This is a genomic window from Bradyrhizobium sp. AZCC 1578, assembly GCF_036924675.1.
In the GTDB taxonomy this organism is placed as follows: domain Bacteria; phylum Pseudomonadota; class Alphaproteobacteria; order Rhizobiales; family Xanthobacteraceae; genus Bradyrhizobium.
Map to the genome: position 1 here is coordinate 2,285,121 of NZ_JAZHRZ010000001.1, position 14,167 is coordinate 2,299,287.

A 14,167-nucleotide genomic window follows, 5' to 3' on the forward strand; every position below is an offset into this window, starting at 1 on the left:
TCAGGCTGAAGCGCCTTGGGCTTTAGGCCGCCGCAGGTGCTCATCCAGCCGCGGCATGATCTCGACGAAATTGCACGGGCGCGTGCGGTAGTCGAGCTGGGCGGCGAGAATGCCGTCCCATGCATCGCGGCAAGCGCCCGGCGATCCTGGCAGGCAGAAGATGAAGGTCGCCCCCGCCACGCCGGCGGTGGCGCGGCTCTGCACCGTCGACGTGCCGATCTTGGCATGGCTCAGCATGTGGAAGGCGATGGAAAATCCATCCATCCGCTTTTCGAACAGCGGCTCGACCGCCTCCGGCGTCACGTCACGGCCGGTGAAACCAGTGCCGCCGGTGGTAATGATCGCATCGACGCCAGGATCGGCGATCCAGCGCTTGACGATGACGCGGATCGCATCGACGTCGTCGACAATGATCTCGCGCGCGGCAAGGTGATGGCCGGCCGCCGTCAGCCGGTCGGCCAGCGTGGCGCCGGATTTGTCATCGGCTAGCGAACGCGTATCCGAAATGGTCAGCACCGCGATGTTGAGCGGCACGAATTGTTTTGATTCATCGATGGAGGACATGTCGCTTTCCCCGTGTCCCGGACGCGGTGCAGCGCGAAGCGGTGCGCCGCAGAGCCGGGACCTATGTGTGTCCAAGTGGTTTGGGCCCCGGATCAGCAGCGCATCGCCGGAGTCGCGCGGAGCGCGATCCCGGACGCGCTGCGCAGCATCCGGGGCACGAGACCATCACAACGCACCCGCCGCAAACGTGTTGCAGGCCTGCACCGTGCCTTGCTGATAGCCGGTCATGAACCACTGCTTGCGCTGCGCTGCCGAGCCGTGGGTGAAGCTGTCGGGCACCACCCTGCCCGTCGACTGCCGCTGCAGCGTGTCGTCGCCGATCGCGGTTGCCGTCTTCAGTGCCGCATCGATATCGCCGGGCTCGATGAAGCCCGGACGCTTCTTCTCTTCGCGATTGACCCAGACGCCGGAAAGACAATCCGCCTGCAGCTCGACCTTGACCTGCAGCGCATTGGCTTCCGCCTTGCTGCCGGCCTGCTGCTGCAGCCGTGTCACGCGCGGCAGGATGCCAAGCAGGTTCTGGATGTGATGTCCCGCTTCATGCGCGATGATGTAGGCGGCCGTGAACTTGCAGGCACTGCCCGAACAGCCGCGGAAGCGCGTTTCGACTTCGCGGAAGAAACTGGTGTCGAGGAAGATCTGCTTGTCCGGCGGGCAGTAGAACGGCCCCATCGCCGACTGCGCCATGCCGCAGCGGCCGCCATTGGTGGCGTTGCGAAACAGCACGATGCGGGGACCGGTGTAATTTTGGCCGCTGGACTGGAAGATCTCGCTCCAGCGGTCGTCGATCTCGCCGAGAATGCCTGCTATCATGCTGCCGACTTCATCCTTCGGCGCGCCGGTCTTGGCCGGCCCGGACCGGCGATCGGTCTGGTAGGTCGGCGCCTGACCGCCGCCGGTCAGGATTTCGGCGCCGCCGATCAGGATGCGTGGATCGATGCCGAAGGCGTAGCCGACGAGGCCGAGCACGATGATGGTGCCGATGCCGAGCCCGCCGCCGCCCATCGGCAGGCCAAAGCCGCCGCCGCCACCCATTCCGCCGCCGCCCTGGTCGCGACGGTCTTCGATGTCGTCGCTGCGGCGGAAATCATCGTAACGCATGGCGCTATTTCCTCATCCCCGGCTGTCGGCCCGAACCTTCAACGCGGCAATCACGTAAAATTTCCATTCCATTAATCAATAACCCGCCCGGCAAAAATTGCCTAGTGCGCAAGCCACCGCAATCTCTGCTGGCAATCTGGCCGATGATCTCTCTTCGCATTCTGCGTCGATAACTTTCTTGGTTAAGTCGATTTTTACTTTGCCCGGTCAATGTATCGCCAGTCGGTTGTTTAGTCCCGCGTCGCCGACAGCGTCGCCTGAGTCAGAGTAATTGAGTCATGGTTGTGTCGCGTCGCGGGGCGTCTGCAAGGGCGCCCCGCACCAAATTTGAGTCTGACTCAAGCGTGCGTATCGTCGTCGGCGATTGCGTCGCCGAGATGTCGAAGCTTCCGGCCGGTTCGGTCGATCTGGTGTTCGCAGATCCCCCGTACAACCTGCAGCTCAAGGGCGATCTGAAGCGTCCCGATGAATCCCATGTCGATGCCGTCAACGACGACTGGGACAAGTTTTCATCGTTCGCCGCTTACGATGATTTCACCCGCGCCTGGCTGCTCGCCTGCCGCCGCGTCATGAAACCGTCGGCAACGCTGTGGGTGATCGGCTCCTACCACAACATTTTCCGTGTCGGCGCGATCATGCAGGACCTCGGCTTCTGGGTCCTCAACGACATCGTCTGGCGCAAGACCAATCCGATGCCGAATTTCCGCGGCCGCCGCTTCACCAATGCCCATGAAACCATGATCTGGGCGGCGCGCGACGAGAAGGCCAAGGGCTATACGTTCAACTATGAGGCCCTGAAGGCCGCCAACGAGGACGTGCAGGCGCGTTCCGACTGGCTGATCCCGCTTTGCACCGGCGAAGAACGCCTCAAGGGCGCTGACGGCAAGAAAGTGCACCCGACCCAGAAGCCGGAAGGGTTGCTGGCGCGCGTGCTGCTGTCCTCGTCAAAGCCCGGCGATCTTGTGATCGATCCCTTCAACGGCACCGGCACGACAGGCGCCGTGGCAAAGCGTCTCGGCCGCCGCTACATCGGCTTCGAGCGCGAAAAGACCTATGCGGCTGCGGCCGAAGAACGGATCGCAGCGGTCGAACCGCTGCCCGAGGCGACGCTGGCGCCGTTCATGACGGCGCGCGACGCCCCGCGCGTGGCATTCTCCGAACTGATCGAGCGCGGCATGATTCCGCCCGGCACCAAACTGGTCGACTCCAAGAAGCGCCACGGCGCGCTGGTCCGCGCCGACGGCGCCATCATGCTCGGCGACAAGGTCGGCTCGATCCACCGCATCGGTGCGGTCGCCCAGGGCTCCGGCGCCTGCAATGGGTGGACCTTCTGGCACGTCGAGACCAAGAACGGCCTCAAGCTGATCGACGAACTGCGCGCCGAAATCCGCTCCGAAATGGCGGCGGGCTAAGGCCTGGTTCACCACATCGCGTCCCGTGCGCGGTCCGATGGCAGGGCCGCGCCAAAGCACCGTAACATGCGTACGGTTTGCGGGCCGACATGGCTCAAAATGCGGCTTGCCCAGACCATGCGCAGCCGGCGTGATTGGCCGGCATGGCAGCCGTGCCACGCTTGCAGGTGGCGTTGTGCCTTTTCGCCCCTATTTGAAGGCAAATAAGCTATATTCATTTTCCCATTGCGAGATTACGCCCATGCGCACACGAGGCTCCGAGTCCTTTATTGTGCTGCCGCTGCTGCCGATCTTCCTGATCGGCCTGTTTCCGATGCTGCTGTTGAGCTTGCTGGGTCCGGCTGGGCTGATCATCCTCGGCATTCTGGTCGCCTGCGCAGGTCTGACCGACATTCTCGACGCCAGCGGCACTTTCAGCGAGCAGATCATCGTCCACGGCTATGCGCGAGGATCGGAACGCGCGGGACAGCGAACGGCGCTGCGTTCGGAAGTGCGCTTCGCATCCGTCATGATCGCTGCCGGTGCGGGCCTGGCCGTCGCCGGCATAGGTGGTCTGGCGCTGTCTTAAGGGTCCGCCCCCGCCGGTCACAAACTCGTCGCTTGCGCATCCCGCAAAATTTGAGCATGGACGTGGCGCCCGGCGGTAATGCGCCGCTTGCCACCCAAGTTTTCCTTGCAAGAAGCAATGGAGGAGAATTCCAAATGCTCAAGTTCTATTTCAACGGCTCGCCCAACCCGACCAAGGTCGCGCTCTTCCTGGAGGAAGCCGGCATCGCGTATCAGCCGGTCGCCATCGACACCCGCAAGGGCGACCAGTTCAAGCCGGAATATCTCGCCATCAATCCGAACGCCAAGGTACCCGCCATCGACGACGACGGCGTCACGGTGTTCGACAGCAACGCCATCCTGCTTTATCTGGCGGAAAAGACCGGCAAGTTTCTGCCCGCGAACACGCCAGCCAACCGCGGTGAACTGCTGTCATGGCTGATGTTCGTCGCCACCGGCGTCGGGCCGTTCTCCGGCCAGGCCGTCCACTTCAAGCATTTTGCGCCGGAAAAGGTCGACTACGCCCACAACCGCTACCAGTTCGAGGCGCAGCGACATTTCGGCATTCTCAACGATCATCTGGCCAAGCGTCGCTACATGGTCGGCGACACCTACACCATTGTAGACATGGACGTGTGGGGCTGGGCACGCATGATCCCCTTCGTTCTCGGCGAAGAAGCGGCCGCAAAATATCCCAACGTCAAGCGGCTGGTCGACGAGATCTCGGCCCGTCCGGCAGCGGCCAAGGCGATCGCGCTGAAGGACAATTTCAAGTTCAAGGCCGAGATGGACGACGAGGCCCGCAGCAACATGTTCAGGCATCTGTCGGTGAAGGCCGCTTGAGCGCAGCACAATAGATGAAACGGCGCCCTCGCGGGCGCCGTTTTTGTTTCAGTCATCACTTTCGCCAGAACGGCTTGGCCGCCTCCGCGGCGACCTCCGACCAGCTCGTGCCGATATCCTGCAACTCGCGATCGCTCATCGCGGCCAATTGATGCCGGACGCGAGCGCGCCTGCGCCAGATCCGCATAACCGCAAGGGCTCTTGTCGCGTACGCTCCGGCCCCCTGCAAGTGCAGTTCGTCGCGCGGCCGACTCTCCGCGCAAACGTGGTTCAATGTCTTAAACCGCGGCAGCAAGCTTCCGCTCTGCCGGGAACGGCCCGAGCACACGCTCGACCAGCGCGGAGTCGCAATATTCCCTGATCTCCTTGATCTTGCCGTCCTCGATGCGCCAGACCATGCAATATTGATTGTCGTAGCGGACGCCGTCCTTGGTGATGTTGTCGCCGCGCGCTTCGACGACAACGTAATCGCCTTCTGCGATGAAGTTGAAGGCCACCGTGCGCGGGCGTGCGGTAGCGAGACGTGAGCGCAAATGGCCCATCAGCCCGTTATTGATCGCATCGCGCCCCCTAAATTCGTGCGACCACGAATACTGGCCGGTAACGATCCAGGTTGCGTCCTCGGCAAGGTTGTCGAGAAATGTCGTCCCGCCGCGGTTGGCGGAATCCGTGTAGACCTGCTGCACTAGCCTCTTGTTCTCTGCTGCACTCATGGCGGCTTCTCCTTTGATCCGATGTCGACATCATCGCGCGCCGCACGCCATTCTTCCAATCAATAGAGACTATGATATATATTCGCTCCATGAATTTGCATTCGCTTGACCTCAATCTGCTGGTGGCGCTCGACGCGCTCTTGAGGGAAACCAGCGTCAGCCGCGCTGCGATGCGGATCGGGCTGTCGCAGCCGGCGGCGAGCCACGCGCTGCAGCGGCTGCGCGACCTGATCGGCGATCCGCTGCTGGTTCGAACCGGCGCGCGCATGGAATTGACGCCGCGGGCGCAAGCCCTGCGCGCGCCGCTGGCGCAGGCGCTCGACCAGGTACGCTCGCTGTTCATCGCCGATGAATTCGACGCCGCACGGAGCGAGCGCCAGTTTCGCTTGATGATGCCGGATCTGGCGGTCGAGCTTCTGATGCCGCCGCTGATGGAGAAGATCACCAAGGCTGCGCCGAACGTCCGGATCGACGTGGTACCATGGCGCGGGCCGGCGATCTTCACCGCGGAATTCGCTCGCACCATCGATCTCGTGATCTCGATCGGCAACGCCTTCACCGGATTTCATCGGCAACGTCTCTACACCGACAGCGACGCGCTTGCCGTCCGGCGCGGTCATCCCGCCGGCGCGCGGCTGAAGCGGATCGAAAGCTTTCTCGACGCGCGCCATGTCGCGGTCGTGATCCGCGGCCAGAGCGAGGACCTGATCGACATATGGTTACGCCCCAAGGGCATCGAGCGACGGATCGCGCTGGTCGTGCCGGGCTATATCGAGGCGCTGCACGTCGCCGCGCGCACCGATCTCGTCGCCTTCGTGCCGCGCCGGCTGATCGGTGCGCTGGCGAAGCGATTGTCGCTTTCAACCGTCGCGCCGCCGCTCGATCCCGGAATCGACGAGCAGTTCATGTTCTACCCGACCCGCGCCCAGATGGACCCCGGCTCGATCTGGCTGCGTAACATCATGCTCGGCATCGGCCGCGAGATGGAGCGCGCCACGATTCGTGCGTCATAACAACTGTCGTCCCTGCGAACGCACTAGGGCATCTACACGCTTGCCGGGCCATATACGAGGAGTTGGAAGCGAGCCATTCCCATGTGGAAGGTGATTGGTCCAGGTGGGCGATGAGAGGCGTAACCGGTCCATCCGCCGAGCTTTGCGATGATCCATGCCGCCCAGGCGACAGTGTTGGGGCGATGGTGGTTCTTCTGGAGCTCGGTGCGGCCTTTCAGGGTTTTGTTGATGGCCTTGAGCGCTTCGATCTCGTCCGGCGTGAACACAAATTCGACCTGCAATTGTTCGCCGCCATTGCGGGCTTGAACGAGCTGGATGACGATACATGCTACTCTGGTGGCGATCGCCACGAGTTTGATCAGGCCTTCAGCGCTGTCGAGCTGACTATCCTCGATGCGCAGACCCTGGCTCTTCAGCGAGCGAAAGAGCTGTTCGATGATCCAGCGCTGCTTGTACCAGGAGACGATCCGCCAGGCATCGGCGGCGGTGACGACCGGATGAGTGGTCAGGAGCAACCAATGAATGGGCTTGGCGCTCTTCGGGGGGTGCAACTCGACGACCTCCACGAAGCTGACTTTGACGCCCTGTGGCAGGTCTTTCACGCCGGGGCGCTGCGGTCGTTTGAGCACAACGGTTCCGAGGCGCATGGAGAGGTGGGCCTGGCGACCGTGGCGATCCATTCGCTTTGGTAGATCGATCACCGCCTTGTCGCAGAAGCGGGCCCGCGCGACCGCCTGATAAAGCGTGCCGCCATCGACCAGCGCATGGTCGTGCATGGCGCGCGACAGGAGGTGGACATTGTCAGCGGGTGTCAGCGACCAGTGAGCAAAGAAATCCCCCTCGCGGTCGTTGACGACGGTGATCATACGAGCAGCGACCAGAACCTCGCAGCCTTGCTTAGCCGTCGTCACCCAGCGCGCCGATTCCTTGTCGGCCAAGGCGCGCTTCTCGTGAGCGATCCTGGCCTTGCGCTTGCGCGTCCACACCTCACCGCCGGTGAGCCCGAGACAGACCCCGCTATCGGCATCGACCGCCATCATGGCATGCAGCAGCACGCCGCGAGCATTGCCTTTGCCGACCTTGCCCAAGTCGCGCCGATGTCCCGGACGAGTGTGGAAGTTGATCTCGCTGGTGTCCTGGATCGACAGCACATGACGCCCGCTGACCGCCATCGACGTCTGCAGGCTCCAGCCTTCAATCAGCTTGTCGATCGTGACTTGCGGATTGTTCACAAACCGCCAGAACGCCATGTTCGCGGCCCAGTTGCCCTGCGCCATCTGGCGCAAACAGACACTGCGCGTGCAAAGCATAGCCCGGAGAAGCACCGCCCCCTTTTATCGAGGCGAACGTCTCCAAACTTACCCAGGGACAAATCCGGTTCCTGCTGCATCTCTGGCGCTCCTTCGAATCAAAGCGCCAGAGAGAGAATCATACAAAACGCTGCGGCGAACGCACATCATGCCGCCCCGAGTCAATCTGTCGCGTCCCCAAGACGTGTAGATGCCCTAGTGCGAACGCAGGGACCCATAACCACAGCGCGATGTTGCTGAAACGAGCTGTGGTCCCAGCGAAGCACAACATTGGCGTTCGTGGTTGGGTCCCGGCTCGCGCTTCGCTTGGCCGGGACGACGGCTTAAGCCTTCTCCTCCGCCAGCACCGTCACTACCGCTGGCCGCTCCTCCATCCGCTTGCGATGCGCGACGACCTTCGGCAGCTTGGATAGATCAACACCGTCGGCCTCCAGCCAGCCTGCGATGGTGTAGAGATAGGGGTCGCAGATCGTGTACTGCTCGCCCATCACCCACGGCCCCTTCAGCATGTCGCGCTCGATCAGCGCAAAGCCGGCGGCCATGGTCTCCGGCACCTTGCGCTTCATATCGGCAAACGAGGACTCCTCGGCCGCCCAGCGATAGCCGCGCATTTTGTGGGCGTGGGACACATGCACGGTGGAACAGAGATAGCTGTTGAAGGACTGCGCCTGCGCGAAGGCGAAGGGATCTTCGGGCGCAAGCTGCGCCTTCGGAAAACTGCTCGCAATGAAGGCGAGGATCGCCGGCGTTTCGGTCAGCGTGCCGCGGTCCGTCACCAGCGCGGGCACGCGGCCCTTCGGGTTGATGGCAAGATATTGCGGGGTGGTCTGCTGGCTGTTCTTGAAGTCGAGCCGCTCTGCCGTGTAGGGGGCGCCGGCCTCTTCCAGAGCGATATGCGATGCGAGTGCGCAGGTGCCGGGGGCGTAGTAGAGCTTGAACATAGCTGTCCTCACGGGAAAGCCGGACGTTAACGGCATGCTCATCCGCCGTCCACACCCAAGTGTGTGGAGCGGCCTTCGCAGTTCAATTCGCCCGCGGCTGAAGCGTTCCCTCGATATAGACGCTGACGATCGTATCGTCGGGGGGATAGTGCTCGGGAGCCACCGCTGTTAGCTGGGCCTGGATGCACTTCCACGCGCCGTTCTCGAACAGATATGTGTCGGTGTACATGGTCATGCCGGTCACTTCGTTGCCGTCGCGGCGGCGGATGTGCTTGTTGGTCGAGCGCACCAGCGCAACGTCGCCGATGATGGTGATGAACTCGTCACGGACGTCCCAGTAGACGATAACGTTAGGATCGAAGGCGGTCGCCCAATAGTTCAAATAGGTCGCGCGATCCCACCGCTGGCCGGTCGGCCAGATATTGATGAAATCAGGGTGCAGTAGTGCATCGTGCGAGGCCACGTCGCGCGTTACGAAATTATGGATGAAGCGGGCGTTCAGGGCACGCAGCTCGTCCATCGTCCCGCCCGATGGATCATTCCGCAGGGCATGCTGCATTTTTGTCTCCCGAACTTTGTGAAAGGGCCATCTGGTGCGCCTTCCTGGCGGTCGCATTATCAGCCGGAAAGAAGCACTCGATCTTGATCTGCTGCAGAGCTGCGTCCATCGGCATCGCCAGCGTCGTGAAGGTGGAGAAGAAGGCGAGACGATAGTCGCCCTTGGCCAGGTGCATCGTCATGACCGGCGAAGACGCCTGCGGATGCCGCGGCAGCCGCCAATCGGCCGACAACCCCGGATAGGCCATGATTTCATCGAGCAGTCGCGCCGCGGCCCGGCTGCCCTGCGCGACGTCGCGGTGCAGGATCTGGATCAACTGTCGCGCGAACTCGTCCCAGTTCAACATGAACTGCCGCAGGCCCTTTGGATGAAAGACGACGTGCATGGCGTTGTCTGCAAGGCGATTTTCCATCTCATACGAATCGCGGAAAGGCTTTAGCAGGCGGGCCGACGCCTGATTACGGATGCGAACGTCCCAATCCCCGTCGATCACAATGGTAGGATACGGCTCCTGCTGCCGGAGAATGAAGTCCAGCGCCTGCCGCACCGGCTGCAAATTCTCGGCCGCCAGCCCCTTGTCGCCGAAAGGCGGCACGAAACCCGCGGCGACGTGCAGGGCATTGCGCTCCTCGAGCGGCAGGTCGAGCGCGCTGCCGAGCAACTGCACCATCTCGCGGCTCGGCTGCGAGCGGCCGGTCTCCAGAAAGCACAAATGCCGGGCCGACACGTTTGCGTCCGCCGCCAGTTCGATCTGGGTCAGCCGACGAACGCTGCGCCAGTGCTTCAGCAGGCGGCTGAAATGTCCAGCCGGGATTTCGTGCGAGTTCGTGTCTGAAGCAGCCATCCCGACAATCTAGAGCATCGCTTCGGAAGGGCAATTACCTCGGATGTAAGTGACGAGCTTCGGAATTCCTTGCAGAGTGAACCCTGTAGAGACCCGAAGTTCAAGGACAGCACGGATGGACAAGAGCGCAATCGCGAAAACCGTAACGCAGTACATGGCGGCATGGAACGAGCCGGACGATGCGGCTAGACGCACCCTGCTCGCGCAATGCTGGAGCGACAACGGCGTTTATCTCGATCCGAACGTCTCGCTGGCCGGATGCGACGCGCTGGTGGAGAAGATCGGCGAGGTGCTGGCCAGCCGGCCCGGCGCGCGGCTGGAGTTCATGAGCGGCATCGATGTCCATCACCATGTGGTCCGCTTCCTCTGGCGCCTGGTGCGTGCGGATGGAACCTGCGGCGACACCTCGATCGATTTCGGCGAGGTCGGTCCCGATGGCCGGCTAATCAGGATCGTCGGCTTCTTCGGCCCGGCCCCGCCGCTTCCGTAAATGACCGGGGCCGTGAGGGACTTCTGCCGGCCCTTCGCAGTTGCCCCCTGCCCTCCCTCATGCCATGACGCCTGGGAAGCAACAGGGGCGTACCATGACTGTTCTCATCGCGGGCGGCGGCATCGGCGGGCTGACGCTGGCGCTCAGCCTGCATCAGATCGGCGTATCGGCTAAAGTTTTCGAAAGCGTGCCCGAACTGCGGCCGCTCGGCGTCGGCATCAACGTGTTGCCGCATGCGGTGCGCGAGCTGATCGAGCTCGGGCTGTATGATGTGCTTGATGCGGCCGCCGTCCGCACCAAGGAGCTCGCGTATTTTTCCAAACACGGCAAGCCGATCTGGAGCGAGCCGCGCGGCATCGAGGCCGGTTACAAATGGCCGCAGTTCTCGATCCATCGCGGCACGCTGCAGCAAATCCTGCTCGACGCCGCAATCGAGCGGTTGGGAAGAGAGAACATCCTGACCAGCCATCACCTCTCCGGCTGGACCGAAACGGAGAATGGCGTCCGCGCCGAATTCATCGACAAGGCGACCGGCAAATCGCAAGGCGCTCACGATGGCGCGCTGTTGGTCGCGGCCGACGGCATCCATTCGGCGGTTCGGGAAAAGCTCTATCCCAACGAAGGCCCGCCGATCTGGAATGGACGCATCCTATGGCGCGGCATCACCGACAGCGACGCCTTCCTGTCCGGCCGCACCATGATCATGGCCGGCCACGAAATTCTGAAATTCGTCTGTTACCCGATTTCGAAGCAGGCCGACAGCGCCGGCAAGTTCCGGATCAATTGGGTGGCCGAGCGGCACATGCCGCCGACCTATCAGTGGCGGCGCGAGGACTACAACCGCACCGCAAAACTCGAAGAGTTTCTGCCCTGGTTCAAGGACTGGAAGTTCGACTGGCTCGACGTGCCCGGCCTGATCGAGAACTGCCCGCACGCCTACGAATATCCGCTGGTAGATCGCGATCCGATCCCGCAATGGACATTCGGCCGGGTTACACTGATGGGCGATGCCGCGCACCCGATGTACCCGATCGGCTCCAACGGTGCGTCGCAGGCAATTCTGGACGCGCGCGTCATCGCCCGCGAGATCCTCGCGAAAGGCACGACCAATTCCGCATTGTCGGCGTATGAAGCCGAGCGCCGGCCCGCCACGACCGACCTCGTGATGCTCAACCGCCGAAACGGCCCCGAGCAGGTGATGCAGATGGTCGAGGAACGCGCGCCTGATGGCTACAACGTCGTGACCGACGTGCTCTCGCTGCAAGAGCTGGAAGACATCGCCGCCAATTACAAGCGCGTCGCCGGCTTCCAGGTCGAAGGCCTCAACGCCAAGCCGCCGATTGTTCAGATTATGCGGGAAGCGTCGCGGGCTGGCGCCGGCTAAAAAACCAAGGCATCGGCATGAGCGACTGGCTGCATAATTTACCGGTGTGGGCCATGGCGCTGGTCGTCTTCGGCTTCACCTATCTGCTCGCCATCGCCGTTTTCCTGGGCGTGACCGCCTTCGCGACGGAGGAGCGGGCAAAGTCGTTCAAGACCATCTCTCCAGGCATGCTGCCGGTACTGGGCATCATGTTCGGCCTGTTCGTTGCATTCACCGCTGCGCAGGTCTGGAATGACGGTGACCGCGCCGCCGCGGCGGTGAGCCGAGAAGCAAGCGCGCTGCGAGCTGCGATGCTTCTCGCCGCCGGCTTGCCCGCGGAGAATGAGGCCAAGTTGCGCGGTCTCGTTCGCGACTATGTCGAACACTCCGCAACGGTGGAATGGCCGATGATGGCGCGCCAGACAGCCTCGCTGCGGGCCGCTCCGCCGGCGCTCGTCGAAGCCCTGCAACTCGTCGTCGCGATCGCGCCACAGGGAGAAGGTCAGCAGAACGCGCAGCGCGAAATCATCTCCGCACTTCAGTCCGCCCTGGATGCGCGAAGGCAACGCATCATTGTCAGCCAGGCTGAGGTGAACCGGGTCAAGTGGTGGTGCCTCTATCTGCAGGCGATATGTGAGCTGCTGGTGATCGCGATCGTTCACTGCGACAATCGGCTGGCGTCGGCCATTGCGTTGGCGCTGTTCGCGACCGGTGTTGCCGCGTCAGTGCTGCTGATCGCCGCACATGACCGACCGTTTACGGGCCAGATATCAATCGGTCCGGAGCCCCTGCTGCAAATCATGCCGAGCGATCTCACCAGCCGGTAAACGGCTTGCGGCCCGCCCGGCCTTATCAAACTATCGAATGGCCTTTGTGCTCTCGACCAGCCGCGCGCTGGTCGTAGCCGTCGCCAGCAGCGTGCCATCCTCGGCCGTCAGCCGTCCCTCGACAAAGGCGACGGTCTTGCCGAGCTGGGTGACATTGGCCTCGCCCGTGATCGGCCCCGGCCTGGCGGGGCTGAGAAAATTCACCGTCATGGTGATGGTTGCGGTGTAGAGCCTTCCCTCGGTCATGGCGAACACCGCAGGCCCCATGGTGTCGTCGAGCATCGCCGAGAGAATGCCGCCCTGCACGAAGCCGGCCGGGTTACAGAACTCCCGCTTGCCGTCGAATCCGATACGGATCCAGCCGTCCTTGGGACGCGCGTCAAGCAGATGCCAGCCGAGCAATTTGGAAGATGGCGGGGCGGTGAAATTGTCGAAGACAGTGCTGATCATGGGAACCTCCGTGAGGCTCCCTCCTAACGCAGCCCTGCTGCCAGCATGGTGTCAGCAGCGAGCAGCCTCGCATTTTCAAATGTCCAGCCCGTGGGCAATCGCCTTGCGCATCACATTGGGCAACGCCTCGTCGGCGAGCGTTGCAATCGGCACCCAGCGCATGCCCGCAGGTGGGCGCGTGCGCGCGGCGACATCGGCGGTGTAGATCACGAGCTCGAGCGGAAAATGCGTGAATACGTGAGTGACGACGCCGGTCTTGCGGTGCCAGCGCGTCACGCCGTTGAGCTCAGGCGCCTGCTTCAGCGCCATCTTGTCGTCCTGCCCGGCGAGCCAGGCCGAGCCGGGTACTTCCGTCATACCGCCGAGCAGGCCTTTCTCCGCCCGGGTGCGAACGAGGAGTTCGTCGCCGCGGGTGACGATGAAGGCGGCTCCGTGGCGCAGCGTTCCCGCTTTCTTCGGCGCCTTGCGCGGAAAGGTCTCTTGATCGCCGCGCAGGCGAGCGGCGCAATCATCATTCAGCGGACACAGCGCGCAAGCCGGCTTCTTCGGAGTACAGATCGAGGAGCCCAAATCCATCAGCGCCTGCGCGCTATCGCCGGGGCGGGAAGGCCCCAGCAACGTCTCCGCCAATTCCCCGATCAGCGGCTTCGCCTGCGGCAATGGCTCCTCGACCGCGTAAAGCCGCGACACCACGCGCTCGATATTGCCGTCGACCGGCATGGTTCTGATATCGAAAGCGATCGCTGCGATGGCCTTTGCCGTGTAAGGCCCGATTCCCGGCAATCGGCGCAGGCCTTCCTCGGTATCGGGAAATATCCCGCCATGGTCACGCAGCACGGCGACCGCGCAGGCATGCAGATTGCGCGCGCGCGAATAGTAGCCGAGCCCGGCCCACATCCGCAGCACGTCATCCAGCGACGCGCGGCCGAGCGCAGCGACATCGGGCCAGCGCGCCAGAAATTTCTCGAAATACGGCCCGACCGTTTTGACGCCGGTCTGCTGCAGCATGATTTCCGACAGCCAGACCCGATACGGATCGGCCCGCTCGCCCGCTGCCGCCCGCCACGGCAAGCGACGGCGATGACGGTCGTACCAGTCGAGCAGCAGCGCGGGGCGGGAGGCGCCGTGTTCCGTAGCGGTCTGTTTCTTGCGGGCAGCGAATGAGGGCACACCCTACCTTAAAATCGGATT

General features: G+C 63.0%; 17 protein-coding genes. 7 read left to right on the forward strand and 10 right to left on the reverse strand.

The features are described 5' to 3' along the window. Together moaB and ypfJ are read right to left on the reverse strand one after the other, a co-directional pair. Positions 1-564 (reverse strand): molybdenum cofactor biosynthesis protein B, encoded by a 564-nt coding sequence (gene moaB, locus V1290_RS11110; protein WP_334364446.1) that lies wholly within the window; start codon positions 562-564, stop codon positions 1-3. 165 nt (positions 565-729) lie between these two features. Next, the gene (ypfJ, locus tag V1290_RS11115; protein ID WP_334364447.1) at positions 730-1,665 is read right to left on the reverse strand and encodes a KPN_02809 family neutral zinc metallopeptidase; all 936 of its coding nucleotides are present in this window, start codon (positions 1,663-1,665) and stop codon (positions 730-732) included. 278 nt (positions 1,666-1,943) lie between these two features. Here ypfJ and V1290_RS11120 point away from each other — a divergent pair, with 278 nt between their 5' ends. The 3 genes from V1290_RS11120 to V1290_RS11130 all read left to right on the forward strand — a co-directional run bounded on the left by V1290_RS11120 (position 1,944) and on the right by V1290_RS11130 (position 4,466). Then, positions 1,944-3,077 (forward strand): site-specific DNA-methyltransferase, encoded by a 1,134-nt coding sequence (locus V1290_RS11120; RefSeq protein ID WP_334364448.1) that lies wholly within the window; start codon positions 1,944-1,946, stop codon positions 3,075-3,077. 241 nt (positions 3,078-3,318) lie between these two features. Beyond that, positions 3,319-3,645, forward strand: coding sequence for a hypothetical protein (locus tag V1290_RS11125; protein WP_334364449.1), 327 nt, complete (start codon positions 3,319-3,321; stop codon positions 3,643-3,645). Positions 3,646-3,779: 134 nt separating this feature from the next. Further along, a complete protein-coding gene (locus tag V1290_RS11130; RefSeq protein WP_334364450.1) occupies positions 3,780-4,466 on the forward strand; it encodes a glutathione S-transferase family protein in 687 nt (228 codons plus the stop codon). Between the two features lie 55 nt (positions 4,467-4,521). Here the strand turns inward: V1290_RS11130 and V1290_RS11135 are convergent, their stop codons facing one another. Together V1290_RS11135 and V1290_RS11140 are read right to left on the reverse strand one after the other, a co-directional pair. Next, the gene (locus V1290_RS11135; protein ID WP_334364451.1) at positions 4,522-4,653 is read right to left on the reverse strand and encodes a DUF1127 domain-containing protein; all 132 of its coding nucleotides are present in this window, start codon (positions 4,651-4,653) and stop codon (positions 4,522-4,524) included. A 91-nt stretch (positions 4,654-4,744) separates the two neighbouring features. Continuing rightward, complete coding sequence (locus V1290_RS11140; RefSeq protein WP_334364452.1) at positions 4,745-5,179, reverse strand: nuclear transport factor 2 family protein; 435 nt, start codon at positions 5,177-5,179, stop codon at positions 4,745-4,747. An 89-nt stretch (positions 5,180-5,268) separates the two neighbouring features. On the opposite strand from V1290_RS11140, the gene V1290_RS11145 reads away from it, so the two are divergent. Beyond that, the gene (locus V1290_RS11145; RefSeq protein ID WP_334364453.1) at positions 5,269-6,192 is read left to right on the forward strand and encodes a LysR family transcriptional regulator; all 924 of its coding nucleotides are present in this window, start codon (positions 5,269-5,271) and stop codon (positions 6,190-6,192) included. A gap of 32 nt (positions 6,193-6,224) precedes the next feature. Here V1290_RS11145 and V1290_RS11150 read toward each other — a convergent pair whose 3' ends face one another. The 4 genes from V1290_RS11150 to V1290_RS11165 form a co-directional block, all read right to left on the reverse strand. Then, a complete protein-coding gene (locus V1290_RS11150; protein ID WP_334368994.1) occupies positions 6,225-7,469 on the reverse strand; it encodes an IS4 family transposase in 1,245 nt (414 codons plus the stop codon). Positions 7,470-7,825: 356 nt separating this feature from the next. Continuing rightward, the gene (locus tag V1290_RS11155; protein ID WP_334364454.1) at positions 7,826-8,443 is read right to left on the reverse strand and encodes a glutathione S-transferase family protein; all 618 of its coding nucleotides are present in this window, start codon (positions 8,441-8,443) and stop codon (positions 7,826-7,828) included. A gap of 82 nt (positions 8,444-8,525) precedes the next feature. Beyond that, positions 8,526-9,002: a nuclear transport factor 2 family protein gene (locus V1290_RS11160; RefSeq protein WP_334364455.1), complete on the reverse strand. Its 477-nt coding sequence runs from the start codon at positions 9,000-9,002 to the stop codon at positions 8,526-8,528. Beyond that, entirely contained in the window at positions 8,980-9,846 is an 867-nt protein-coding gene (locus tag V1290_RS11165; protein WP_334364456.1) for a helix-turn-helix domain-containing protein, read from the reverse strand. Before V1290_RS11165 ends, V1290_RS11160 begins: the two co-directional genes overlap by 23 nt. A gap of 115 nt (positions 9,847-9,961) precedes the next feature. On the opposite strand from V1290_RS11165, the gene V1290_RS11170 reads away from it, so the two are divergent. The 3 genes from V1290_RS11170 (at position 9,962) to V1290_RS11180 (ending at position 12,526) form a co-directional block, all read left to right on the forward strand. After that, positions 9,962-10,336, forward strand: a complete 375-nt coding sequence (locus V1290_RS11170; RefSeq protein WP_334364457.1) for a nuclear transport factor 2 family protein — start codon at positions 9,962-9,964, stop codon at positions 10,334-10,336. Between the two features lie 94 nt (positions 10,337-10,430). Further along, positions 10,431-11,720, forward strand: a complete 1,290-nt coding sequence (locus V1290_RS11175; RefSeq protein ID WP_334364458.1) for a flavin-dependent oxidoreductase — start codon at positions 10,431-10,433, stop codon at positions 11,718-11,720. Positions 11,721-11,737: 17 nt separating this feature from the next. Next, positions 11,738-12,526: a bestrophin-like domain gene (locus V1290_RS11180; protein ID WP_334364459.1), complete on the forward strand. Its 789-nt coding sequence runs from the start codon at positions 11,738-11,740 to the stop codon at positions 12,524-12,526. Positions 12,527-12,556: 30 nt separating this feature from the next. On the opposite strand, the gene V1290_RS11185 is transcribed toward V1290_RS11180, so the two are convergent. After that, positions 12,557-12,976 carry a PaaI family thioesterase gene (locus tag V1290_RS11185; protein WP_334364460.1) on the reverse strand — a complete coding sequence of 140 codons (420 nt, stop codon included), beginning with the start codon at positions 12,974-12,976 and terminating at the stop codon, positions 12,557-12,559. A 75-nt stretch (positions 12,977-13,051) separates the two neighbouring features. Next, positions 13,052-14,146 carry an A/G-specific adenine glycosylase gene (gene mutY, locus V1290_RS11190; protein WP_334364461.1) on the reverse strand — a complete coding sequence of 365 codons (1,095 nt, stop codon included), beginning with the start codon at positions 14,144-14,146 and terminating at the stop codon, positions 13,052-13,054. Positions 14,147-14,167: the final 21 nt, after the last annotated feature.